Origin of the sequence: Pseudomonas oryzihabitans NBRC 102199, assembly GCF_000730625.1 — a bacterium.
In the GTDB taxonomy this organism is placed as follows: Bacteria; Pseudomonadota; Gammaproteobacteria; order Pseudomonadales; family Pseudomonadaceae; genus Chryseomonas; species Chryseomonas oryzihabitans.
Window position 1 is genome coordinate 294,013 of the sequence record NZ_BBIT01000013.1, and the last position, 24,261, is coordinate 318,273.

Below are 24,261 nucleotides of genomic sequence, written 5' to 3' on the forward strand. Positions count from 1 at the left end.
ATCCGATGGCGAAAGGGGAAACGACAAGCCTAACCGGTTTTGCCGAGCGGCTGCCGAAAACGCAGACACCGGCCGGAGCCGGTGTCTGTTCATTGCCGTACAGCGAGGCTTAGCGGGTCGACGCCTTGCCTGCCTTGGCGACTTCCAGGGCCTGGGTGTCGACGCGGCCGTAGATGTCTTCGAAGCGGACGATGTCGTCCTCGCCCAGGTAGCCACCGGACTGCACTTCGATCAGCTCCAGCGGTACCTTGCCGGGGTTGGCCAGGCGGTGCACGGAGGTCATCGGCAGGTAGGTGGACTGGTTTTCGGTCAGCAGGAAGACCTTGTCATCACAGGTGACCTCAGCGGTACCCGAGACCACGATCCAGTGCTCGGCACGGTGGTGGTGCATCTGCAGCGACAGCTGGGCGCCCGGCTTGACGGTGATGCGCTTGACCTGGAAACGCTGGCCCATGTCGATGGAGTCGTAGGAACCCCAGGGACGGAAGACTTCCTGGTGGGCCTTGACCTCGTTGCGGTTCTGCTTCTCGAGGGTGTTGACCAGCTTCTTGACGTCCTGGACCTTGTCCTTGTGGGCGATCATGACGGCGTCCTTGGTTTCCACCACGACCACGTCGTCCAGACCGACCAGGGTCACCAGCTTGCCGTTGCCGTGCACCAGGCAGTTGCGGCTGTCATGCAGGACGACGTCGCCCTTGATGACGTTGCCGTTGTTGTCCTTGGCATGCACGTCCCACAGCGCAGACCAGGAACCGACGTCGTTCCAGCCGGCGCTCATGGGCACCACGCAGGCGCGGGTGGTCTTTTCCATCACGGCGTAGTCGATGGAGTTGTCCGGGCAGACGGCGAAGGTGGCGGCATCGATGCTGATGTTGATGCCGTCGATGCTGCTGCGCTCCAGCGCCAGCAGGCAGGTGTCATAGATGTCGGTGTCGTGCTTCTTCAGCTCTTCCAGGAAACGGCTGGCGCGGAACAGGAAGATGCCGCTGTTCCAGCAGTAGTCGCCGGAAGCCACGTATTCGGTGGCGGTGACGGCATCGGGCTTCTCGACGAAGCGCTCGACGCGGGACACGCCCTGGGGCAGACCGTCGTTGGAGCCGGTCTTGATGTAGCCGTAGCCGGTTTCGGGCGCGGTGGCCGGGATACCGAACAGCACCATCTCGCCACGCTCGGCGGCGGCGGCGGCCTGTTGCAGGGCGGCCTTGAATTCGGCTTCGTCCTCGATCACGTGATCGGCGGGCAGCACCAGCATCAGGTCGTCCTTGCCGTCAGCGACCAGTTGCATGGCGGCGATGGCCACGGCCGGCGCGGTGTTGCGACCGAAGGGCTCCATGATCAGCGCTTGCGGCTTGCACTCGACGGCCTTGAGCTGCTCTTCCACCAGGTAACGGTGTTCGGCGTTGCAGACGATGATGGGGCAATCGATGCTGCCCTCGCAGCCCAGGCGATTGATGGTCTCCTGGAACATGGTCTGTTCGCTGGTCAGTGCCAGGAACTGCTTGGGGTAGAGCTTGCGCGAGAGGGGCCAGAGTCGCGAGCCGCTACCACCGGACAGGATGACGGGAATCATGGGCGTTACTCCTTCAGCGTCTGCTGATTTGTGGCCGCTGTCCCTGAGGTCGGGACGAAGCGTCCATGCTTCGAAAGATCAACCGGCCGACAGGTCGACCGGTACAAATTGAACGTGCGGACTGATTGCCTTTGGCCAGCATGACCCAGGGCAAGGACCAGACAAAGACAGAATCAAACGAAAGTGGTTCTCAGCGAATTTTCCTTTTTCCGGAAAGGCAGCGGTTTTGAGATGTCCGGCAACTTTTCGCGCCTGAAACGTCTCCGCTACGGGGCTGAAACCTTTTTTATTGGAGGGAGATGACAGTCTTTCACGGATGGCAGGCGTCGAATGTGACCCCCTAGCCAGTTCGATGGCCCGGTGTGCGGGCAATTGTGCCATCCGTCGATTCGCTCGGCTAATTCGGCGCCGCATCGCGCAGGAACACCAGCGTATCGGCCGAGGATCGCTCGCTCGAATAGCGATAACCCTGGTCGTCGAAGTCGCGCAGGTCGTCCACCGCGGTGACGCGCTGCTTGATCACGTGCCGCGCCATCAGGCCGCGGGCCTTCTTGGCATAGAAGCTGATGATCTTGTAGTCGCCATTCTTGAGATCACGAAACTCCACGTCCACGACCCGGGCCTGCAGGCGCGCGCGGCGTACCGCGCTGAAATACTCGTTCGAGGCCAGATTTAGCAGGACATCGTCACCCTGAGCCGCGAGATCCGCCTTGAGCCAGTCGCTGATGCGCTCGCCCCAGAAGGCGTAGAGGTCCTTGCCGCGTGCGTTGGCGAACTTGGTGCCCATCTCCAGGCGATAGGGTTGCATCAGGTCCAGCGGCCGCAACAGGCCATAGAGTCCGGAAAGCATGCGCAGGTGGCGCTGGGCGAAGTCGAAATCCTCTTCCTGGAAGTCTTCGGCGGCCAGGCCGGTGTAGACGTCGCCCTTGAAGGCCAGTAGCGCCTGCTTGGCATTCTCCGGTGTGAAGTCTGGGGTCCAGCTGCCGAAGCGGGCGACATTGAGGGTGGCGATCTTGTCGGACACCCCCATGAGCGCGGCGACCTCCGCCGGCGCGAGCTGCCGGAGTCCGTCGATCAGCTCACGGGAGTGCTCCAGGTATTGCGGCAGGGTATGGCGGGACGTGCTCGGCGGCGTGCTGTAGTCCAGCGTCTTGGCGGGTGAAATCACCATCAGCATCGGCTTGGCTCCTCTTGGCGAGGCGCCATTCTAGAAGCCTCCGCCGCTGGGCTCCAGTGGACCTTGCCGATGGGATCGATAGGTATTGACCACGCTCCCGGGGCGAGGTTGCCAGGCCAGGCAGCAGGAAATACCGGTCCGCGAAAAAAACCGCTTACCGCCAAAAAAAGCCTTTGTGCCTCAGACCTTTTGCGTTATTACCGAAGTGTCCGTCGCATCTCTCGGGTCCCGTGCCCTCATGTTGGCCGGTCCGTGAACCCGTTGCTGGAGCGACGGCACCTTTCGCAGCGGAGCGTCGTCTGGCGCTCCGTCGACAGGCTTGCGAGTCAAGCGTTTCTACGAGGTGACCGAGTATGGATGATCACGGACGTTCCCGCCCCACCCAGCCCACCCTCTATGTGCTCGACACCAACGTACTGATCCACGACCCCAACGCGCTGCTCAATTTCGAGGAGCACCACGTCGCCATTCCCATGACGGTCCTGGAGGAACTCGACAAGCTCAAGACCGGCAAGCACAACGTTGCCGCCGAATGCCGGCAGGCGATCCGCCTGATCGACAGCGTCCTCGCCGAATCCTCGCCCGAGGACGTCGAGCGGGGCGTACCCATCCCCCGCGGCAAGGGCGAGGCCAAGGGGCGGCTGTCCATCCTCATGGGGCGTCGCGCCGGGCCCATGGCCTGTCTGCCCGACGACATCAACGACAACCGCATCATCAACCAGCTCGTCGAATTGCGTACCCAGCATCCCCAGGAGCGGGTCGTGCTGGTGACCAAGGACATCAACATGCGCCTCAAGGCGCGGGGCTGCGGTATCGCCGCCGAGGACTACCAGACCGACCAGTTGCTCGACGACGTCTCCCTGCTGTCCCAGGGTTATCACAATCTGCCGGGATCCTTCTGGGACAACGTGAGCAAGGTGGAAAGCCGGCAGGAGCTGGGCCGGGTCTGGCACCGGGTGCAGCTGGCGGCCGAGATGCCGCCCTTCAATGTCAACGACTTCGTGCTCGACGAGCAGGGCTTCGTCGGCTGGGTCAAGGCGGTGCGCGATGGCGAGGTCATCCTGCTCGACATGCACCAGGAACCGCTGATGCACCAGGAAGCCTGGGGCCTCAAGCCACGTGACATCTATCAGGCGCTGGCGCTGTTCGCCCTGCTGGAGCCGGATATTCACCTGGTCAACCTGACCGGCGCGGCGGGTTCCGGCAAGACCATCCTGGCGCTGGCCGCGGCCATCGAACAGACCATGGTCACCAAGAGATACCGGCGGATCATCGCCACCCGCAGCGTCCAGGGCCTGGACGAGGACATCGGCTTCCTGCCCGGGACCGAGGCCGAGAAGATGGAGCCCTGGCTGGGCGCCATCACCGACAACCTCGAAGCCCTGCACATGGATGACCACAACCCCCACGGCAGCGTGGACTACATCCTCAGCAAGGTACCGCTGCAGTTCAAGTCGCTGAACTACATCCGCGGCCGCAGTTTCCAGCAGAGTCTGATCCTCATCGACGAATGCCAGAACCTCACCCCGCACCAGATGAAGACCATCATCACCCGTGCCGGCAGCGGCTCCAAGGTGATCTGCCTGGGTAACCTGGCGCAGATCGACACGCCCTACCTCTCGGCCACCAGCTCGGGACTCACCTATCTTTCCGAGCGCTTCAAGGGCTTCAACCACGGGGTGCACATCACCCTGCAGGGCGTGCCCCGTTCCGTCCTCGCCGAATACGCCGAGGCCCATCTGTAACTCCCCCGATCCCCGTCCGGCCACGGGCGGGGATCAAATCCCCAACCGCGGGTCTACAATGGCAGGTCTTTTCCAGGAGTCATGCCGTGCTGACCCATCTCGATTCCCAAGGCCGTGCCAACATGGTCGATGTCACCGACAAGCAGGTGACCTTCCGTGAAGCCACCGCCGAAGCCCGGGTGCGCATGCGTCCGGAAACCCTCGATCTGATCCAGAGCGGTGGCCATCCCAAGGGCGATGTCTTCGCCGTGGCCCGTATCGCCGGCATCCAGGCGGCCAAGAAGACCGCCGACCTCATCCCGCTCTGCCATCCGCTGATGCTGACCGGCGTCAAGGTCCAGCTGGCCGCCGAAGCGCCCGATGGGGTGCGGATCACCGCCACCTGCAAGCTGTCCGGCCAGACCGGGGTGGAAATGGAAGCCCTGACCGCCGCCAGCGTTGCGGCCCTGACCCTTTACGACATGTGCAAGGCGGTTGATCGGGGCATGACCATCGAGGCGGTGCGACTGCTGGAAAAGAGTGGCGGCAAGAGCGGTCATTTCCGCGCCGAGGAGCAACCGGCATGATCCGCGTGCAATTCTTCGCCCGCTATCGCGAGGTGCTGGGGCGTGCCGAAGAGACGCTGGCCTGGGAGCCTGAGCTGGCCACCGTTGGTGACCTGCGCGAGCACCTGGTCCAGCGCGGCGGCGGCTGGGCCGAGACCCTGGGTGAGCGGGGGCTGATGTGCGCGCGCAACGAAGAACTCTGTGGTCTGGCCGAGCCGCTGCGCGATGGCGACGAGGTCGCCTTCTTTCCCACCGTGACTGGAGGTTAGCCATGGCCATTCGTGTGCAGGCCGCGGCCTTCGATCCCGGCCAGGAACTCAATGCCCTGCATGCCGCCAACACGGGTATCGGTGCCGTGGTGGGTTTCGTGGGGTACGTGCGGGATTTCAACGACGGGCGCGACGTCGGCGGGCTGTTCCTCGAACACTTTCCCGGCATGACCGAAAAGGCCCTGGCGCGCATCGTCGAAGAGGCGAAGCAGCGCTGGCCGCTGCTCGGGGTCGATATCCTGCATCGCGTCGGTCGCCTGGAACCGGGCGAGCCCATCGTCTTCGTCGGCACCGCCAGCGCCCATCGCCAGGCCGCCTTCGACGCCTGCAATTTCGTGATGGACTATCTCAAGACCCGCGCACCCTTCTGGAAGAAGGAAGATACGGCCGAAGGCCCGCGCTGGGTGGAAGGCCGCGCCAGCGACCAGGATGCCGCGGGGCGTTGGGCGAAGGCCTGATGGGGTAGGGTAGAAAATTGCACGGCGGTTGCCATCAGGAGATTGGGCCGTTGGTGAATAGGGCTATGCCTTTATTCGTTTGCGAGACTGCCAACTGATCGGAGAGGGATATCCATGCTGGAACTGGTCATCGTGTCGCTGGTATTCGTCGCGACGCTTTACAACGTTGTTCACCGGCATCTTAGCTTGAAGACAGGTGAGCTGACGGAGGGCCGCATAACGTATTTGGAGGGACGAAGTGCTGAACCTGGTTCTCGCCCCCTGATTACCTTCAGCTACACCGCTCAGGGACAACGGTTTCATAAGACCTATTATGAGACAGCAACGGGTGCGTTCAGCGGTGAGGCTCAACGTTTGGCTTGTACCTATCAGGTGGGCGATAAGGTGCCGGTTTGGTATTCGACCAAAGATCCTTCGCTATGCTGCCTTGGGGGACCACCGCGCAGGTGGTGGCAACCTTTTAAGGCTTGGATAACGCGCGTAGCCGGGCGATCGAAGGCCTGTTGAATCGCTATGTTGTAGTTGCCTGCTACAGATGCATTGAGCGGGTGTAGGAGAGGTTTTGTTTGTGGACCGGCATGGCCACGATAATTCAGGCGGCTATAGCAGTAGCCGCCTGAATAGGTCTGCCTCAGCGCTGCCGCGGGACCGACTTGAGCAATTCGGCCGGGGGCATTTCGCAGGAGATCTTGCGACCCAGCAAGGTCTCGATGGGCGGCAGGGCGAAGGCGTCGTCCTCGCCGGCGAAGCTGATCGAGGTGCCGCTGGCGCCAGCCCGACCGGTACGGCCGATGCGGTGCACGTAGTCGTCCGGATCTTCCGGCAGGGTGAAGTTGATCACGTGGCTGATGCCGTCGACGTGAATGCCGCGACCGGCCACGTCGGTGGCCACCAGCACGCGGATCTTGCCGGCGCGGAAGCCTTCCAGGGTCTTGATGCGCTTGTGCTGGGGCACGTCGCCGGACATCTGGGCGGCGCTAATGCCGTCCTTGGTCAGGCGTTCTTCGATGCGGCGCACCTCGTCACGCCGGTTGGCGAACACCATCACCCGCTCCCAGTTGTTCTGGGCCACCAGGTTGTAGAGCAGCTTGTATTTGTCGCTGGAAGAGACCGCATAGACGTGCTGCTCGACGGTATCGCTGGCCACGTTTTCCGGCTCGATCTCGACGATGGCCGGATCGGTGGTCCACTGCCGCGCCAGGTTCATCACGTCGTCGGTGAAGGTGGCGGAGAACAGCAGGGTCTGGCGTTCGCTCTTGGGCGGGGTCTGGCGGATGATCTGGCGAACCTGGGGAATAAAGCCCATGTCCAGCATGCGATCGGCCTCGTCCAGCACCATCACCTCGACCATGTCCAGGTGCACCTCGCCGCGCTGATTAAAGTCCAGCAGGCGGCCCGGGGTGGCAACCAGGATGTCGCAATAGCGCGCTTCGAGCTGCTTGAGCTGCTTGTCGAAGTCCATGCCGCCGACAAAACTCATGACGTTGAGACCGGTGTACTTGGCCAGGTCCAGGGCATCGTTGGCGATCTGCACCACCAGTTCACGGGTCGGCGCGATGATCAGTGCCCGCGGTTCGCCCATGTACCTTTCCTTGGGCGGCGGGGTGGTCAGCAACTGGGTGATCGTCGAGATCAGGAAGGCGGCGGTCTTGCCGGTACCGGTCTGGGCGCGACCGATGGCGTCTTTGCCCTTGAGGGTGAAGCCCAGCACCTGCGCCTGAATCGGCGTGCAATAGGGAAAGCCGAGGTCATGGATGCCGTGCATCAACCGCGGATCCAGCTTGAAATCGTGGAAACGGGTCTTGCCTTCCTGCGGCTCGACCACGAAGTCTTCCAGTTTCCAGGTATCGACCGGCTTGGGCTTGCGCGGGCTGCGTTCGCGACGCGGCTTGGCGGCTCTTTCCGCCTGCGCGCGGGGTTCCTGTTTTTCAGCCTGGGCGCGCGGCTCCTGGCTGCGCGGTTCGCCTGAGTTGCGCGGTTTGCGCGGCGCCCGCTCGGCCTGGGGCTCGGGCGCGATGGGTGCAGCAGAGGAGGGGGCGGCAGGAGCGACGCTGGGGGTAGCTTGGGGCGCAGGGGAGGGAGTCGGCTGAGCGACCTCCTGATCCTTGCCCAGAAATTTTTTGAGTGCCTTGAGCACGGAGGGTCTCGATCATCGAAAGCGGAATGAGACCGCAGTGTAAAGCAACCTACGTGCCCGGCAACAACTACCTGCCGAACGCAAGCGCAATCCGCTCAGCCGCTGATCCGATTGCGCCCGGCATCCTTGGCCTGGTAGAGCGACTTGTCCGCACGCCCTACCAGTTCATCCAGGGAGTCGGCCTTGCGCATCTGGGCCAGGCCGATGGACACGGTCACCCCCGGCAGCTTGCCGCAGGGCGAATAGAAGTCCTTGATCTCCGCCAGGCTCTGGCGCAGGCGCTCGGCGATGGCGATGGCTTCGTCGCGGTCGATCTCCGGCAGCAGGATGACGAACTCCTCGCCGCCATAGCGCGCCATGCTGTCCTTGGGTCTCAGCTGGTCGCGCAGGGTGTTGGCCACCAGGCACAGGGCGTAGTCGCCCGCCAGGTGCCCATGGGTGTCGTTGTAGCGCTTGAAGTGATCCACATCCAGCATCAGCAGGCTCAAGGGCTGCCGATTGAAGGCGCAACGGGTGCTCTCGCGCTCGAACAGCTGTTCGAGTCGCCGACGATTGAAGAGGCCGGTCAGGGTGTCGACGTTGGCATTGCGTTCGGTATCGACGATGAGCTGGTTGCCACGGCGCATCCGCTCGCAGAGGATGCCGAGCAGGTTGTGCATGGCTTTGGAGGAGCGCTCGATCAGTTCCAGCACCAGATCGCGGTGCAGGCAGAGCACCTGGGTGTCGGCCTCGGCGATGACGTGGGCGCTGGGTCGCTCGCTGTCCATGAAGCTGATCTCGCCCGAGCATTCGCCCGGACCCAGCAGATAGATGGGCGGATTGTCCGGCGAGCCCAGGTGGACCCGCAGGCGACCCTCTAGGATCAGATACATGTACTGGTTGAGCATGGCGGGCGAGAGCAGGCACTCGCCAGCGACCAGGCTGCGCGTGGCCGAGCGGGCGATCAGGGCTTCCAGCAGATGGGTCTCCACGCCCTTGAACAGGCGCAGGTCCTTCAGGGAATCGACCGGGACTTCGGCCAACCAGACCGACAAGGGGGCAGCCATCAAAGGATCACCCCGGGGACTGAAAGGAAAACTCGGGCCATAGCTGCTCCATGCACATCACGACCTTCAGGCACCCACACTGGACCGGATGGGTACCTCAAAGTTCGTTCGCTTTGCCCTTTCCAGGCCTCCCTTCGCGTCCAGATTCTGCAAATTGTCGACCGGTTTCCAAAAACGAAGCGGTCCGGCAATTCGCCCTTTATTTTCCGCCGAGACGTGCCAGCAGCCAGCCCTGGATGTCCTGGATCTCCGCGGGGATGACCTCGTGGCGCATGGGGTAGCTGTGCCAGAGCGCTTCCACGCCCGCGGCCACCAGCGCCTCGTAGGCGGCCCGCCCCAGGGCCAGGGGTACCACGTCGTCCTGCTCGCCGTGCAGGCACAGCACCGGGGTGGCCCCGCCCCGATTGACCTGGGCGTCCTCGAAGCTGGGCGCATAGGTCGACAGCGCCATGACGCCGCCCAGTGTCGGGCAGGCGGTGTTGTAGGCGGTGTGCAGGACCACGGCGCCGCCCTGGGAAAAGCCGGCCAGCACGATGCGTTCGGCCGCAATGCCCTGGGCCTGCTGGGTCTCGATCAGTGCCCGGACCGTGGCGGCCGAGGCGTCCAGCTGGGCGCGGTCGATGGCCCGGGCCGGATTCATGGCCAGGATGTCGTACCAGGACGGCATGGCCCAGCCGCCATTGATGGTGACCGCCTGGGTGGGCGCCTGGGGCAGGACGAATCGGGTCGACGTCAGGCTGCGCTGCAACAATTCGGCAACGGGTTCGAAGTCATGCTGGGTTGCACCCAGGCCATGCAACCAAATGACGCAGCTATCGGCGGTTCCGCTGGGCGATTCCAGCACAAGAGGCGAATTTTCCAAGGCTTTGCTCCAGTTTGGTGCCACTAAAAATGGGTGTGGTAACAGATGGTGCACAAAATGCGTGTCGCATTTTCGTAATTCTGTTGTTCGGATTTTTGCTCGAAGTCACGCGATTGCCGGGTTTGAGCGAAGTGAGCAGCTGTCGCATTCACTGGTCCGCAAATTGCCTCTTCTAGGCTGCGGCCAGGTAGTGCACTAACAGGTAACACTGACTCACTGCTTCGTCACGCCTTCCAGCGCGTCTCCTCCATCCCTTGATAGAGGACGCCCAGGGATCGGGTGGGCGAGTTACACGGCAATCAGGCGAGAGACATCGTGCTGCCGTGCGACTGGAAACGTAATTCATAAACAAAGTGGAGCTTATCGATGAAGATGGTGAAGTCTACCCTGGCAATTCTGACCACCGCCGCTGCTCTGGGCCTGTCCGGCATGGCTCATGCGGGCGCTACTCTGGATGCGGTGAAGAACAAGGGTTTCGTGCAATGCGGCGTCAGCGATGGCCTGCCGGGTTTCTCCTTCACCGACTCCAAGGGTGAATACAAGGGTATCGACGTGGACGTCTGCCGCGCCGTCGCCGCCGCCGTGTTCGGCGATGCTTCCAAGGTGCGTTTCACCCCCCTCACCGCCAAGGAGCGCTTCACCGCGCTGCAGTCCGGCGAGATCGACGTCCTGTCGCGCAACACTACCTGGACCAGCTCCCGCGATGGCGGCATGGGCCTGATGTTTACCGCCGTGACCTACTACGATGGCCAGGGCTTCCTGGTGAACAAGAAGCTGGGTGTGAAGAGCGCCAAGGAACTGGACGGTGCCACCGTGTGCATCCAGGCCGGTACCACCACCGAGCTGAACCTGGCTGACTACTTCCGCTCGAGCGGCATGAAGTTCACCCCCATCACCTACAGCACCTCCGACGAAAGCGCCAAATCCATGGAAGCCGGTCGTTGCGACGTGCTGACCTCCGACCAGTCGCAGCTGTACGCCCAGCGCATCAAGCTGGCCAAGCCCGACGACTACGTCGTATTGCCCGAGGTCATCTCCAAGGAACCCCTGGCTCCCGCCGTCCGTCGTGGCGACGAAGACTGGTTCACCATCGTCAAGTGGGCTCAGTTCGCCATGGTCAGCGCCGAGGAAATGGGCCTGACCTCCGCCAACGTGGAAGCCCAGGCCAAGGATTCCAAGAATCCTGACGTGCGTCGTCTGCTGGGTACCGATGGCGAATTCGGCAAGGACCTGAAGCTGCCGAAGGACTGGGCGCTGAACATCGTCAAGCAGGTCGGCAACTACGGCGAAGTCTTCGAACGTAACGTCGGCATGGGTTCCGATCTGAAGATCAAGCGTGGTCTCAACGCCCTGTGGAACGCAGGCGGCCTGCAGTACTCCCCGCCGGTCCGTTGATCTCGGCGCCCTAGTCGCCGACACCTTCCGGATGTGCAGATTCTCGCCCTGCAGCGCTGTTCGCGCTGCGGGGCGAGGATTTAATGAGGCTTCCAGTAGATGCAAAACGTTAGCAAAACCTCGCCACCAGTCCGTGGGTCGCTACTGACCGACCCTCAGGTGCGTTCGTGGCTGTTCCAGGTCGTCGCCGTAGTCGCCGTCGTGGCCTTCGGCTGGTTCCTGTTCAACAACACCCAGACCAACCTGTCTCACCGGGGGATCACCTCGGGCTTCGGCTTCCTCAACAACTCCGCCGGCTTCGGCATTCCCCAGCACCTGGTTCCCTATACCGAGGGTGACACCTACGGCCGGGTATTCCTGGTCGGTCTGCTCAACACCCTGCTGGTCTCGGTGATCGGCATCGTGCTGGCGACAATCATCGGCTTCACCGTGGGCGTGGCGCGGTTGTCCAACAACTGGCTGCTGCGCAAGGTCGCCACGGTCTATATCGAGATCTTCCGCAACATTCCGCCGTTGCTGCTGATCTTCTTCGTCTACTTCGCCGTCCTCGCGCCGCTGCCTGGCCCGCGCCAGAGTCTGAGCCTGGGTGACGCCTTCTTCGTCAACAACCGCGGCCTGTACATGCCGGCCCCGAGCGCCGATGCGGGCTTCATTCCGGGCCTGATCGCCTTTCTGATCGCCGTCGTGGCGAGCGTCGTGGTGTTCCGTTGGGCCCGCAAGCGTCGGCACGCCACCGGTGAACGTTTCCCGGTGCTGTGGACGATCCTGGCGCTGCTGATCGGCATTCCGCTGCTGGCGACCCTGGTGTTCGGCAAGCCGTTCCACTGGGAGCTGCCGGAGCTGCAAGGCTTCAACCTGCGCGGTGGCTGGGTGATCATTCCGGAACTGGTCTCCCTGGCGCTGGCCCTATCGGTCTATACCGCGGCCTTCATCGGCGAGACGGTACGGGGCGGTATCCAGGCGGTCAGCCATGGTCAAACCGAGGCAGCCAGCTCCCTGGGCCTGCGTCCCGGGTTGACCCTGCGGCTGGTGATCATTCCCCAGGCGCTGCGGGTGATCATTCCCCCGCTGACCAACCAGTACCTGAACCTGATGAAGAACTCCTCCCTGGGCGCCGCGGTGGGCTATCCGGAGATGGTGGCGCTGTTCGCCGGCACCACGCTGAACCAGACCGGCCAGGCCATCGAGACCATGGCCATCACCATGAGCGTGTACCTGGCCATCAGCATCAGCATCAGCATCCTGATGAACTGGTACAACAAGCGCATCGCGCTGATCGAGCGTTAAGGAGCGCGTATGAGTAACCAGACCCATACCTTCAAACCGGACCTGCCGCCGCCACCCTCCAGCGTCGGTGCCCTGGCCTGGATTCGTGGCAATTTGTTTTCCAGCGTCGGCAATACCCTGCTGACCCTGCTCGGCCTCTACCTGGTCTGGCTGATCGTGCCGCCGGTGGTGAACTGGGCCTTCCTCAATGCCACCTGGAGTGGCACGACCCGGTCCGATTGCGCGCCGGGCGGTGCCTGCTGGGTGTTCATCAAGGAACGCATCGGCCAGTTCATGTACGGCTTCTACCCGGAAGACCAGCGCTGGCGGTTCGACCTGACCGTGGTGCTGGCCGTGGTCGGCGCCATTCCGCTGTTCCTCGACAGCTTCAAGCACAAGGCTCGCTACGGCCTGTCCCTGCTGGTGATCTACCCGCTGGTGGCCTTCTGGCTGCTGTACGGTGGTCTGGGCCTGCGAGTGGTCCCCACCAGCGAGTGGGGCGGCCTGATGCTGACCATCGTCATCGCGGCGGTGGGCATCGTCGGCGCGCTGCCGCTGGGCATCCTGCTGGCCCTCGGCCGCCGCTCGAAGCTGCCGGCGATCAAGGTCATCTCGGTGACCATGATCGAGTTCTGGCGGGGCATCCCGCTGATCACGGTGCTCTTCCTGTCGTCGGTGATGCTGCCGCTGTTCCTGCCCGAGGGCATGAACCTCGACAAGCTGCTGCGCGCCATCGTCATGGTGATCATCTTCGAGGCGGCCTACATCGCCGAAGTGGTCCGCGGTGGCATGCAGGCCATTCCCAAGGGCCAGTACGAGGCCGCTGCCGCCATGGGCCTGGGCTACTGGCGCACCATGGGCCTGGTGATCCTGCCGCAGGCGCTCAAGCTGGTGATCCCGGGCATCGTCAACACCTTCATCGCGCTGTTCAAGGATTCGAGCCTGGTGATCATCATCGGCCTGTTCGACCTGCTCAACAGCATCAAGCGCGCCACCTCGGATCCGGCCTGGCTGGGCATGTCCACCGAGGGCTATGTGTTCGCCGCGCTGATCTACTGGGTTTTCTGTTTCGCCATGTCCAGCTACTCCGCTCGCCTGGAGCGCAAGCTGAACACCGGCCACAAGCGTTAGGAGTCATCAGATGAACGTAAGCAACAAGCAGCAGGTCGACAGCAGCAAGGTCATGATCCAGCTCAAGGACGTGAACAAGTGGTACGGCCAGTTCCACGTGCTCAAGGACATCAACCTGACCGTGACCCAGGGCGAGCGCATCGTGCTGTGCGGGCCGTCCGGCTCGGGCAAGTCCACCACCATCCGTTGCATCAACCGGCTGGAAGAACACCAGAAGGGCCAGATCATCGTCGATGGCACCGAGCTGACCAACGATCTCAAGCAGATCGAGACCATTCGCAGCGAAGTGGGCATGGTGTTCCAGCACTTCAACCTCTTCCCGCACCTGACCGTGCTGCAGAACTGCACCCTGGCCCCCATGTGGGTGCGCAAGATGCCGAAGAAGCAGGCCGAAGAAATCGCCATGCACTACCTGCAGCGGGTGCGCATTCCCGAGCAGGCCAACAAGTTTCCGGGCCAGCTGTCCGGCGGCCAGCAGCAGCGCGTGGCCATCGCCCGGGCGCTGTGCATGCAGCCGCGCATCATGCTGTTCGATGAGCCGACCTCGGCGCTCGACCCTGAGATGGTGAAGGAGGTGCTGGACACCATGATCGGTCTGGCCCAGGACGGCATGACCATGCTCTGCGTGACCCACGAGATGGGCTTCGCCCGCACCGTGGCCAACCGGGTGATCTTCATGGACAAGGGCGAAATCGTCGAACAGGCCGCCCCGGACCAGTTCTTCGACAACCCGCAGAACGAGCGTACCCGCCTGTTCCTCGGGCAGATCCTGCACTAAGCGCGGCCGGGGCGGAGACCTGTCCGCCCCGGTCGTCCTGCGAACCCAGTCACGGGCGTTCGGCGGGAAGGCGGGCAAAGGGCCGCAAGGCGCGGTATCCTCGACGTTTGGCGCCCGGTTTCCGGGGTCGGCGGTCAAGGTCCGCCTTGCCGTTCACCGGCTTCATTGTCGATTTCGTAGCGTATCGCCAGAACGGGCGGTGCGCTGGGCAGTCGAAGCCGTCATCATAGAGAGACGCCCGTGAACTCCATTTCCCATCCGCTCATGCTGACAAAAGCCAAGGCCTGGGGCGCCCATGCGGTGACCTCCAGTGGTGTGATCCTCGCGCTTCTGGCGCTGCTCGCTCTGGTCGACGGTCAACCCAAGGGTTGTCTGATGTGGCTGGGCATCGCCCTGCTCGTCGATGGTCTGGACGGCACCCTGGCGCGCAAGTTCGAAGTCAAGCGGGTACTGCCCCATTTCGACGGCTCGGCGCTGGACCTGGTGGTCGACTACCTGACCTATGTGTTCATTCCGGCCATCTTCATCTATCGCTTCGTGCCCTTGCCGCCGCATTTCGAACTGGTGGCGGTGGGCATCATCCTATTGTCGTCGCTGTTCTGTTTCTGCAATGTGAACATGAAGAGCGCCGACAACTATTTCGTTGGCTTTCCCGCGGCCTGGAACGTGGTAGCGCTGTATTTCTACGTACTAGACCTGGCGCCCTGGTTCAGCATGGCGGTGGTGCTGGTGCTGGCCGCCCTGACCCTGACCCGGGTCAAGTTCCTGCATCCCTTCCGCGTGCGCCAGCTGATGGCGGTGAACATCACCGTGACCTCCATCTGGCTGCTCAGCAGCGCCATGATGGTATTCGTGCATCCCGACAAGCCGCTGTGGCTGATGGTCCTCTGGTTCGCCAGCGGCATCTACTTCGTCGGCGTGTGCGTCTGGCGCACCGCCCGGGAGTGGTTCGCCTGAGGGTGAGCGACATCCCCCTGCCACCCGCGCGCACCTGGTATGTCTACCTGGTGCGTGCCGAGAATCAGGCGCTCTATTGCGGCATCAGCGATGATCCCGAGCGCCGTTTCGCCCAGCACCGCAGTGGCCGCGGTGCCCGCTTCTTCGCCTCTAGTCCGGCCCAGGCGCTGGTCTATGTGGAAGCCTGTGGCGACAAGTCGACCGCCCTGCGTCGCGAAATCCAGATCAAGAAGCTGACCAAAAAAGCCAAGGAATCCCTGGTGCTGGCCCGCGCCGGCCTGGCGTCCGCGGCCCTTTCAGGAGAGCTGTCATGTCCGAGCTGATTCTGCATCACTACTGGCAATCGCCCTTCGCCGAGAAGGCGCGCCTGCTGCTGGGCTTCAAGGGGCTGGCCTGGCGTTCGGTGATCATTCCGCGGATGCTGCCCAAGCCCGAGCTGGTGGCGCTCACGGGTGGCTATCGCAAGACGCCGGTATTGCAGGTGGGGGCAGATGTCTATTGCGACACGGCCCTGATCGCCCGTCGCCTGGAGGCGGAAAAGGCCGTGCCGGCGCTGTTTCCGGAAGGCCAGGAAGCGGTGGTGGCCGCCTTTGCCGCTTGGGCGGACTCGGTGCTGTTCCAGCATGCCGTGGCGCTGATGTTCCAGCCGGAGATCATGGGCCCACGCCTGGCCAGCCTGCCGCCGGAGCAGGCCCAGGCGTTCCTGGACGACCGCAAGGCGCTGTTCAGCGGTGGCAGCCTGAGCCGGCTGAGTCCCGAGCAGGCCCGGCAACAGTTGCCGACCCTGCTGACCCGCCTGGAGACCCAGCTCCAGCGCAGCACCGGCGAATTCCTGTTCGGCGCGCCCTCGGTGGCCGACATCGCCCTGGCGCACAACTTCTGGTTTCTCAAGAGCACGCCGCAACTGGCGCCCCTGGTCGACGAGCGCCCCGAGATCGCCGCCTGGTTCGCCCGGGTGCTGGGGTTCGGTCATGGTACCCATGAGGAACTCGGCGCCGCCGAGGCGCTGGAGATCGCCAGGGCGGCGGAGCCCCTGGCCTTGCCGCGCGACCAGGCCCTCGCCGTGGAAGGCTTCGCCTGGGGTGACCGGGTGAGTGTGGCGGCAACCGACTATGGGGTGGATCCGGTGGTGGGTGAATTGGTGCATGCCGATAGCGAGGCTCTGGTGATCCGCCGTCACGACGAGCATCTGGGGGCGATCCAGGTGCATTTCCCGCGCCTGAATTTCCGCGTCAGTGCAGCGGGCTAGGGGTCGCGACAACGACAACGGCGCCCGAAGGCGCCGTTTTGCATTGCAGGGCCTACCGCTCAGTCCGGGCGGCGCATGCGGAACAGTGCGGCCTCGGTGATCTCGAAATAGTCGGCCGGGCCACCGCCGCGGACGATGGGGCGAGCGGCCGCGGTCTGGTAGATGCCGTCCTTGAGCAGGCGCTTGTCGATGTGGGCGGCCACCACCTCGCCCAGCACCAGCCACTGATCCAGTTCGTCCCCGGCGGCGGTCTTGAGGCGGACGATCTGGCTCAGCCGGCACTCGAAGGCCACCTGGGCACGGGCGACACGCGGCACCTTGACCACCGTCGAAGCGGCAGGCTCCAGGCCAGCCAGGGCGAATTCGTCCACCTCGGGTCCGACCATGGCGCTGCTGGTGTTCATTTCCTCGGCCAGTTCGCGGGTGGCCAGGTTCCAGACGAATTCGCCGGTACGCTCGATGTTGGCCACGCTGTCCTTGTAGCCCTGGCTGGAAAAGCCGATCAGCGGCGGCTTGTAGTTGAAGGCATTGAAGAAGCTGTAGGGCGCGAGGTTCAGGACGCCGGTTTCGCTCTGGGAGGAGATCCAGCCGATGGGACGCGGCGCGATGATGGCGTTGAAGGGATCGTGGGGCAGGCCGTGGCCCTGGCTGGGTTCGTAGAAGTGGTAATCGATGCTCATCGGGATTCCTTCAGGGGGTGAGTTCCAGGATCTCGGCCTGGATCTGGCCGGCGTCCAGGGTCAGGCGGCCAACGCTGATCGGCAGCCGAAAGCGCCGTGGGCCAGCGCTGCCGGGGTTTATGTAGAGTACGCCATCGCGCTCTTCGATCAGCGGCTTGTGCGAGTGCCCGCTGACCACCACCCTTACCTGGGCACCGGCGGCGGCCAGGTCGAGCTCGGGCAGGATGTGCAGCATATGGATGTCGATGCCGTCCAGGGTCAGGGTGACGCGCTCGGGGATGTCGTCGGCCCAGGGCACGTCGTCATTGTTGCCCCGGACCACCGCCAGCGGTGCCAGCTCGCGCAGGGCATCGAGGATCTCGGGTTTGCCGATGTCACCGGCGTGCAGGATGAAGTCGCTGCCGGCGAGGGCCTCCAGCGCCTCGGGCCGGAGCAGGCCATGGGTATCGGCGATCAGGCCGACGCGATAGGGATTGGCCATGGCGACTCCTCAATTGGCCTGGACGATGTCCAGGGCCTCGGCGCGTCCCAGCGGCTGACGCATACGCTGGGCCAGGATGGCGGTGGCGCGTTCCCGTTGGCAGGCCACCACGCCTACCACCCGATCCTCGGCCAGCAGCAGGGCGACAAAGGTCTGGTCGCCGAGGCAGCCGTCCAGATGCATGTCGTCCCAGTGGCGGGGATGGCCCAGGTATTCGTAACGCTTGCCGTGATGCAGGGTCCAGAAGAAGGGCACGTCCGCGTAGCGTTCGGCTTGGCCCAGCAGATTGCGCGCCGCCAGGCGGCCGTGTTGCTGGGCCAGGCGCCAGTGCTCGATGCGGGTCGGCTGACCGGCGAAGGGAAAGGTGGCCAGATCGCCGACAGCGTAGAGGCCCTCGGCGGCCCGGAGCTCGGCGTCCACCGGAACGCTGCCGTCATCCGCCAGGGGCAGATCGGTGAGGAAAGTGGTGGCCGGCGTGATGCCGGTACCCACCAGCACCAGGTCGGCGGGCAATTGGCTGCCGTCCTTGAGGCTGACCTGGCGGACGTGAGCGTCGCCGGTGAAGCCCACTACCTCGCTGGGGGCGTGGAAGGTCACGCCATTGGCCTCGTGCAGGGTCTTGAAGTGCTGGCCGAGGGTCTCGCCCATCTGCTTGACGAAGGGCAGGGAGGCGGGGGAGACCACGTCCACTGCCAGGCCTTGCTTGCGCAGGGCGGACGCGGCTTCCAGGCCGATGAAGCTGGCACCGACGATCACCGCGCGGCCCTCGCCGGGCAGCTCGGCGAGGATCGCGGCCGCGTCGGCGCGGGTCCGCAGCAGGTGGATGCCCTCGAGTTGGGCGCCGGGAACGTCTAGCGGCTTGGGTTCGCCACCGGTGGCGAGCACGCAGCCGTCGTAGCTCAGGGTCTGGCCGTTGGCGAGTTCCAGCTGACGGGTCTGGGGATCCAGGCGGGTCACCTCGGCATGCAACCGTTCGATGCGCTGCTGGCGGAAGAACTCGGGCTCGCGCAGCGGCGGGGCTTCGTCGGGGGCCTTGTCGCCCTGGAGGACGAATTTGGACAGGGCCGTCCGGTCGTAGGGCTCGCCCGGTTCGCGACCGATGAGCAACAGGCGTCCGCCATAGCCGAATTCGCGCAGGGCGGCGGCCGCGGCGGTACCCGCGGCGCCGTCGCCGACGATGACGAACAGGCGGTCGTCGGGCCGGGATTCCTTCGCCTGGGCGGGCAGAGGATCGCGGCCGACCAGCACCTCGCCATCGCGCACCTCCACCGGATAGCGCTGCAGGGCGTCCAGCGCCGGCGGCTCGCACAGGCTGCCATCCTCGACCGCAAAGCTCGCCTTGTGCCAGGGACAGACCAGGCGCCCCTGGCAGACCGCGCCGTCGGCCAGCGGCGCGCCGGCGTGGGGGCATTTGGCCTGGAAGGCGCGGGCCTCGTCGCCGACGCGCAGCAGCAGGATTTCGGTGTCTTCGATCTTGACCGCGGTGCCACGGTCTTCGCGCAGGTCGGCGAGGCGCGCGACGGGGTGCATGGCTTTCATGGTGGACTCCGGCGCCGTCTGGGCGCTCTCTTGAATCAGGCTCAGCAGATTCGAGAGAGCGCAGCGGCGCCGGGTTCCGCTCAGGTGGCGGGCGGCAGCGGATGTCGGTGCGGAACGTCGGGTGCGTCCAGCGGATCGGCGTGGACCAAGACTTCGGCCTGGGGATATTCGGCGCGGATGGCGGCTTCCACCTCGTCGCACAGTACATGGGCACGGGACAGGCTCATCTCGCCCGGCAGCTCCAGGTGCAGTTGCACGAACCAGTGATTGCCGGAGAGGCGGGTGCGCAGGTCATGGGCACCCTCCACGCCCGGCACCTGGCAGGCCAGCTGCAGCATGTGCTCGCTGATGTCGGCGGGCAGTTCCTGGTCCATCAGCACGCCAAAGGAGTCGCGGGCGATGCCGTAGGCGCTCCAGAGGATGTAGAGGGCGATGGCCAGGCCGAACAGCGGATCCAGCCAGTACCAGCCGAAGCCGGTCAGCGCCAGGGCGACCAGGATGCCGACGTTGAGCAGCAGATCGGAGCGGTAGTGCAGGGCATCGGCGCGGACCACCGTGGAGTCGGTGAGACGGATGACGTGCTGCTGGTAGGCCACCAGCACGGCGGTCAGGGCCAGGGAAAACAGGGTGACGGCGATGCCCAGGGCATGGGCGCCCAGGGGCTCGGGTTGCTGCAGGCGTCCGATCGCCTGCCAGGCGATGAGCACGGCGCTGACGCCGATGAAGACCGCCTGGGCGATGCCGGCGAGGGATTCGGCCTTGCCATGGCCATAGCGGTGGTCGTCGTCCGCCGGCTTGAGGGCGTAGTGCACCGCCAGCAGGTTGAACACCGAGGCCAGGCCGTCGAGCAGCGAATCGGTCAGGCCGGCGAGCAGACTGACCGAGCCGCTGAACCACCAGGCCACGGCCTTGGCCAGGATCAGCGTCGTCGCCACCGCCACCGAGGCGGCGGTGGCGCGACGCAGCAGCCGCTCGGTGCGGTGCGGGTCGCTCATCAGGCGCGCGGGGCGAGCCCCAGGCTGGCGAGCTGCTCGTTGCTGCCGCTGCGCTGCAGCAGGCGCGGATCGTCCAGCGGCAGGCTGTGGCCGGTGGCCTGCTGGATGATGGCCTTGAGGCGCGCGCGATCGACGCTGCCGTCCGGATTGACCGCCTTGTTCAGTTCGCCGGGATCGACCTCGGCGCGCTTGTTGTCGGGCAGGTAGATGGCGCCGGTGGCGAAGTCCACGCCAAAGGCGATCAGGCCGGGAATGATGTAGAACAGCAGGCCGATGGCATCGAGGGCGACGATGCCCGGATCGATCCGGCCACTGCCGGTGATCTGGCCGCGACGCTCGGGATAGAACAGCGAGCCGCAAGCGGTCAGCTGGGTGAACAGGGCGGCGGCGAGGACGCCACACACCGCGCGGGTACGCATCGACATAGACAACCTCCGGTTGGATGAGGCCGCCACTATAGCGGCCGGAATCACGGCGGGCGAGACGCTTTATACTGCCCGCCCCGTTGAGACCACCGGCCGTGCCCAATGACGCCCTTGCCCATCGATGTTGTCCTGCCCGAGCTGCGCCAGGCCCTTGCCCACCGCGACGACTGCGTGCTGGAAGCGCCGCCCGGGGCCGGCAAGACCACCCGGGTACCCCTGGCGCTGTTGCAGGAGCCCTGGCTGGCCGGCCAGCGCATCCTGCTGCTGGAGCCGCGCCGGCTGGCGGCGCGCGCTGCCGCCGAGCGCCTGGCCGCGGAGCTGGGCGAAGGCGTCGGCGAGACCGTGGGCTATCGCATCCGCCTGGAGAGCCGGGTCGGGCCGCGCACCCGTATCGAGGTGGTGACCGAGGGCATCCTCACCCGGCGCCTGCAGGACGATCCGGCGCTGGACGGCGTCGGCCTGGTGATCTTCGACGAATTCCACGAACGCAGCCTGGACGCCGACCTGGCCCTGGCGCTGACCCTGAGCGGTCGCGAATTGCTGCGCGATACCCCGCTCAAGCTGCTGGTGATGTCGGCCACCCTGGAAGGCGAACGCCTCGCCGCGCTGCTCGGCGGCGCGCCGGTGGTGCGCAGCGAAGGACGGATGTTTCCGGTGACGACCCGCTGGAGCCGGCCGCTCGGCCAGGACGAGCGCCTGGAAGCGCGGGTGGCCGCCACGGTGCTCCAGGCGCTGGACGAGGAAGCCGGCAGCCTGCTGGTGTTCCTGCCCGGCCAGGCGGAGATTCGCCGCACCGCCGAGCGCCTGGCGGAGCAGCTGCCCGCCGGGGTATTGCTCTGTCCGCTGCATGGCGAGCTGGAACTGGCCGCCCAGCGTGCGGCCATCGAGCCGGCGCCGCCAGGTAGCCGCAAGGTGGTGCTGGCCACCAACATCGCCGAGACCAGTCTGACCATCGAAGGGGTACGGGTGGTGGTGGACGCGGGCCTGGCGCGAGTGCCGGCCTTCGATCCCGGCAGTGGCATGACCCGCCTGACCACCCGGCGCATTTCCCGCGCCTCGGCGACCCAGCGCCAGGGCCGCGCCGGCCGCCTGGAGCCGGGCGTCTGCTATCGACTCTGGTCGGAGGAGGGGCATCAGCAGTTGCCGGCCTATGACAGCGCCGAGATCCTCCAGGCCGATCTGGCCGGCCTGGCGCTGCAACTGGCGCGCTGGGGCATGAACGCCGAGGAGCTGGCCTGGCTCGATCCGCCACCCGCCGCCGCCCTGGCGCAGGCCCGCGATCTGCTGGTGCGCCTGGGCGCCCTGGACGACCAGGGCGTACTCACCCCTCACGGCCAGGCCATGAGCGGCCTGCCGGCTCATCCGCGGCTGGCGCACCTGCTGTTGCGGGGGCAGGCCTGGGGCCTGGCCGAACGCGCCTGCGAGATCGCCGCGCTCTTGGGCGAGCGCGACCTGGCCCCGGGGCAGGGCGCCGATCTGCACACCCGCCTGCTGCTCCTGGGCGGTGAAGGCCGAGGTCCGCGCGGCGGCGTGGCGCGGATTCGGCAGCTGGTCCGCCAGTATCGCGGCCTGTTGCGTGGCCCGGCCGGGCAGCCGGTGGCCGATCCCGGGCACCCGCGCTGGACCGGGGCGCTGCTGGCCTGCGCCTATCCGGATCGCATCGCCCAGCAGCGCAAGGCCGGCGGCCAGGACTATCGCCTGGCCAACGGCCGGGCCGCCAGCTTTGGCGAACCGGATGGGCTGATGAAATCGCCCTGGCTGGTGGTGGCCGATCTGGGCAGTCGCCAGGGCCAGCGCGAGGAGCGCATCTATCTGGCTGCCGAACTGGATCCGGCGCTGTTCGAGGGGCCGATGGCCGAGCAGGTGGCAGGCCACGACGAACTGGAGTGGGACGAGCGTGAAGGGGTGCTGCGCGCCGAACGCCAGCGGCGGATCGGCCAGCTGGTGCTGAGTCGCGAACCCTTGAAGAATCTGGACACCGCCGCCCGCAGCCGGGCCCTGCTCGGACTGGTGCGGCGCAAGGGGCTGGAGTTGCTGCCCTGGACGCCGGAGCTGCGCCAGTGGCAGGCGCGGGTGGCGCTGCTGCGCCAACTGGATCTGCAGCAGCAGCCGACGAGCGACTGGCCGGACGTGAGCGACGCCGCCCTGCTGGCCAGCCTGGAAGTCTGGCTGCTGCCCTATCTGGATCGCGTCAGCCGCCTGGCCCACTTCGCCACCCTGGACCTGGCCGCCATGCTCCAGGGCCTGCTGCCCTGGCCGCTGCCCCGTCAGCTCGACGAGTTGGCCCCGCGAAGTCTGGCCGTGCCCTCGGGTTCCACGATCCGCCTGGACTACAGCGAGCAGCCGCCGGTGCTCGCAGTGCGGCTGCAGGAGCTGTTCGGCCTGGCCGATACCCCGCGCATCGCCGCTGGCCGCCTGGCGGTCAAGCTGCACCTGCTCTCGCCGGCGCGTCGCCCGGTGCAGGTCACCCAGGACCTGGCCAGCTTCTGGGCCAATACCTACGGCGAGGTGAAGAAGGATCTCAAGGGCCGCTATCCCAAGCACTACTGGCCGGACGATCCCCTGATCGCCGAACCCACGGCGCGGGCCAAGCCGCGGGGGACCTGAGCACGGAGCGTCGATGCCGAGAGGATTAGGCAAGACACCCAGACGATCCGGCAGTGGGGGCGCCAGACACCGGCGCTAGCATGGCCGCTTCCAACGATGGGAGTGGACCATGAACGAGCACAAGACCCTTTTCATCACCGGCGTGAGCAGCGGCCTGGGCAATGTCCTGGCGCGGGAAGCCCTGGCGGCCGGCCACCGCGTCATCGGCACGCTACGCCGGGAAGCCGATCTGGAGGCCTTCGCGGCCTTGTCGGACCGGGCCCATGGCGTGCTGCTGGATGTCACGGACCATGCGCGCCTGGCGACAGTGGTGGCCGAGGTTCAGGCAGCCCACGGTCCGGTGGATGTCCTGGTGAACAACGCCGGCTACGGCCATGAGGGCATTCTCGAAGAATCGCCGCTGGAAGAGCTGCGCCAGCAATTCGAGGTCAACGTCTTCGCGGCGGTCGCCATGACCAAGGCCTTCCTGCCGTCCTTTCGCGAGCGGCGCCGCGGTCATATCATCAACATCACCTCGATGGGTGGCACCATCACCCTGCCGGGTATCTCCTACTATTGCGGCAGCAAGTTCGCCCTCGAAGGTATCTCGGCGGCCCTGGGCCAGGAGTTGGCACCCTTCGGCGTCTGGGTCACCGCCGTGGCACCCGGCTCCTTTCGCACCGACTGGGCGGGTCGCTCGATGCGTCGCAGCGCACGCGGCATCGCCGACTACGACGAGCAGTTCACGCCGATCCGGGCGGCGCGGGAGGCCAAGAGCGGCAAGCAGCTGGGCGATCCACGCAAGGCGGCCCAGGCGCTGCTGCAGCTCATCGCCCTGCCGGCGCCGCCAACGCACTTGCTGCTGGGAAGCGATGCCTTGCACCTGGTTCGCGAACGCCTGGCCACGGCCAGCCGGGAAATCGACCGCTGGGAAGCCCTGACCCTTTCCACCGATGGCTGAAGCGGAGGC

Annotated in this window: 24 protein-coding genes; 14 read left to right on the plus strand and 10 right to left on the minus strand. The window is 65.5% G+C overall.

The window, feature by feature from the left end; genetic code table 11:
• Positions 1-109: 109 nt before the first annotated feature.
• A complete protein-coding gene (locus tag POR01S_RS15100; protein ID WP_027598484.1) occupies positions 110-1,570 on the minus strand; it encodes a mannose-1-phosphate guanylyltransferase/mannose-6-phosphate isomerase in 1,461 nt (486 codons plus the stop codon).
• 397 nt (positions 1,571-1,967) lie between these two features.
• Complete coding sequence (gene yaaA, locus POR01S_RS15105) at positions 1,968-2,747, minus strand: peroxide stress protein YaaA (protein WP_042136777.1); 780 nt, start codon at positions 2,745-2,747, stop codon at positions 1,968-1,970.
• A 353-nt stretch (positions 2,748-3,100) separates the two neighbouring features.
• Here yaaA and POR01S_RS15110 point away from each other — a divergent pair, with 353 nt between their 5' ends.
• From POR01S_RS15110 to POR01S_RS23435, 5 genes are all read left to right on the plus strand, one after another.
• Complete coding sequence (locus tag POR01S_RS15110) at positions 3,101-4,492, plus strand: PhoH family protein (RefSeq protein WP_007161876.1); 1,392 nt, start codon at positions 3,101-3,103, stop codon at positions 4,490-4,492.
• An 86-nt stretch (positions 4,493-4,578) separates the two neighbouring features.
• Positions 4,579-5,058, plus strand: a complete 480-nt coding sequence (moaC, locus tag POR01S_RS15115; protein ID WP_027598486.1) for a cyclic pyranopterin monophosphate synthase MoaC — start codon at positions 4,579-4,581, stop codon at positions 5,056-5,058.
• On the plus strand, positions 5,055-5,306 hold the full coding sequence (locus POR01S_RS15120) for a MoaD/ThiS family protein (protein ID WP_042136779.1): 252 nt from the start codon (positions 5,055-5,057) through the stop codon (positions 5,304-5,306). Before moaC ends, POR01S_RS15120 begins: the two co-directional genes overlap by 4 nt.
• A gap of 2 nt (positions 5,307-5,308) precedes the next feature.
• Positions 5,309-5,764 (plus strand): molybdopterin synthase catalytic subunit MoaE, encoded by a 456-nt coding sequence (gene moaE / locus POR01S_RS15125; RefSeq protein WP_042136781.1) that lies wholly within the window; start codon positions 5,309-5,311, stop codon positions 5,762-5,764.
• A gap of 114 nt (positions 5,765-5,878) precedes the next feature.
• Positions 5,879-6,271, plus strand: a complete 393-nt coding sequence (locus POR01S_RS23435; RefSeq protein ID WP_074584121.1) for a DUF3592 domain-containing protein — start codon at positions 5,879-5,881, stop codon at positions 6,269-6,271.
• A 124-nt stretch (positions 6,272-6,395) separates the two neighbouring features.
• Here the strand turns inward: POR01S_RS23435 and rhlB are convergent, their stop codons facing one another.
• From rhlB to POR01S_RS15140, 3 genes are all read right to left on the minus strand, one after another.
• The gene (gene rhlB / locus POR01S_RS15130) at positions 6,396-7,901 is read right to left on the minus strand and encodes an ATP-dependent RNA helicase RhlB (protein ID WP_042136783.1); all 1,506 of its coding nucleotides are present in this window, start codon (positions 7,899-7,901) and stop codon (positions 6,396-6,398) included.
• Positions 7,902-7,996: 95 nt separating this feature from the next.
• Positions 7,997-8,947, minus strand: coding sequence for a GGDEF domain-containing protein (locus POR01S_RS15135; protein WP_037007679.1), 951 nt, complete (start codon positions 8,945-8,947; stop codon positions 7,997-7,999).
• 199 nt (positions 8,948-9,146) lie between these two features.
• Entirely contained in the window at positions 9,147-9,791 is a 645-nt protein-coding gene (locus tag POR01S_RS15140; protein WP_027598491.1) for an alpha/beta hydrolase, read from the minus strand.
• Between the two features lie 384 nt (positions 9,792-10,175).
• On the opposite strand from POR01S_RS15140, the gene POR01S_RS15145 reads away from it, so the two are divergent.
• The 7 genes from POR01S_RS15145 to POR01S_RS15175 all read left to right on the plus strand — a co-directional run bounded on the left by POR01S_RS15145 (position 10,176) and on the right by POR01S_RS15175 (position 16,585).
• On the plus strand, positions 10,176-11,204 hold the full coding sequence (locus tag POR01S_RS15145; RefSeq protein WP_027602995.1) for an amino acid ABC transporter substrate-binding protein: 1,029 nt from the start codon (positions 10,176-10,178) through the stop codon (positions 11,202-11,204).
• A 99-nt stretch (positions 11,205-11,303) separates the two neighbouring features.
• Positions 11,304-12,491 (plus strand): amino acid ABC transporter permease, encoded by a 1,188-nt coding sequence (locus tag POR01S_RS15150; RefSeq protein ID WP_027598493.1) that lies wholly within the window; start codon positions 11,304-11,306, stop codon positions 12,489-12,491.
• A gap of 9 nt (positions 12,492-12,500) precedes the next feature.
• A complete protein-coding gene (locus POR01S_RS15155; protein ID WP_027602996.1) occupies positions 12,501-13,601 on the plus strand; it encodes an amino acid ABC transporter permease in 1,101 nt (366 codons plus the stop codon).
• Between the two features lie 10 nt (positions 13,602-13,611).
• Positions 13,612-14,379: an amino acid ABC transporter ATP-binding protein gene (locus POR01S_RS15160; RefSeq protein ID WP_027598495.1), complete on the plus strand. Its 768-nt coding sequence runs from the start codon at positions 13,612-13,614 to the stop codon at positions 14,377-14,379.
• A gap of 264 nt (positions 14,380-14,643) precedes the next feature.
• Entirely contained in the window at positions 14,644-15,336 is a 693-nt protein-coding gene (gene pcsA / locus POR01S_RS15165) for a phosphatidylcholine synthase (RefSeq protein WP_085982652.1), read from the plus strand.
• A gap of 2 nt (positions 15,337-15,338) precedes the next feature.
• Positions 15,339-15,659 carry a GIY-YIG nuclease family protein gene (locus tag POR01S_RS15170; RefSeq protein ID WP_169853361.1) on the plus strand — a complete coding sequence of 107 codons (321 nt, stop codon included), beginning with the start codon at positions 15,339-15,341 and terminating at the stop codon, positions 15,657-15,659.
• Positions 15,647-16,585, plus strand: coding sequence for a glutathione S-transferase family protein (locus POR01S_RS15175; protein WP_042136786.1), 939 nt, complete (start codon positions 15,647-15,649; stop codon positions 16,583-16,585). Before POR01S_RS15170 ends, POR01S_RS15175 begins: the two co-directional genes overlap by 13 nt.
• 59 nt (positions 16,586-16,644) lie before the next feature.
• On the opposite strand, the gene POR01S_RS15180 is transcribed toward POR01S_RS15175, so the two are convergent.
• From POR01S_RS15180 to pmcY, 5 genes are all read right to left on the minus strand, one after another.
• Positions 16,645-17,265 (minus strand): flavin reductase family protein, encoded by a 621-nt coding sequence (locus tag POR01S_RS15180; protein WP_042136787.1) that lies wholly within the window; start codon positions 17,263-17,265, stop codon positions 16,645-16,647.
• Positions 17,266-17,275: 10 nt separating this feature from the next.
• The gene (locus POR01S_RS15185; RefSeq protein ID WP_027598499.1) at positions 17,276-17,746 is read right to left on the minus strand and encodes a metallophosphoesterase family protein; all 471 of its coding nucleotides are present in this window, start codon (positions 17,744-17,746) and stop codon (positions 17,276-17,278) included.
• A 9-nt stretch (positions 17,747-17,755) separates the two neighbouring features.
• The gene (locus POR01S_RS15190; RefSeq protein ID WP_042136790.1) at positions 17,756-19,285 is read right to left on the minus strand and encodes an FAD-dependent oxidoreductase; all 1,530 of its coding nucleotides are present in this window, start codon (positions 19,283-19,285) and stop codon (positions 17,756-17,758) included.
• Positions 19,286-19,365: 80 nt separating this feature from the next.
• Complete coding sequence (locus POR01S_RS15195; RefSeq protein ID WP_042136792.1) at positions 19,366-20,280, minus strand: cation diffusion facilitator family transporter; 915 nt, start codon at positions 20,278-20,280, stop codon at positions 19,366-19,368.
• Positions 20,280-20,705, minus strand: coding sequence for a periplasmic Zn2+ metallochaperone PmcY (pmcY, locus tag POR01S_RS15200; protein WP_027598502.1), 426 nt, complete (start codon positions 20,703-20,705; stop codon positions 20,280-20,282). The genes POR01S_RS15195 and pmcY overlap by 1 nt, the downstream gene beginning before the upstream one ends.
• A 102-nt stretch (positions 20,706-20,807) precedes the next feature.
• Here pmcY and hrpB point away from each other — a divergent pair, with 102 nt between their 5' ends.
• Together hrpB and POR01S_RS15210 are read left to right on the plus strand one after the other, a co-directional pair.
• Positions 20,808-23,312 (plus strand): ATP-dependent helicase HrpB, encoded by a 2,505-nt coding sequence (hrpB, locus tag POR01S_RS15205; protein WP_042136794.1) that lies wholly within the window; start codon positions 20,808-20,810, stop codon positions 23,310-23,312.
• Positions 23,313-23,421: 109 nt separating this feature from the next.
• Positions 23,422-24,252, plus strand: coding sequence for an oxidoreductase (locus tag POR01S_RS15210; protein ID WP_042136795.1), 831 nt, complete (start codon positions 23,422-23,424; stop codon positions 24,250-24,252).
• Positions 24,253-24,261: the final 9 nt, after the last annotated feature.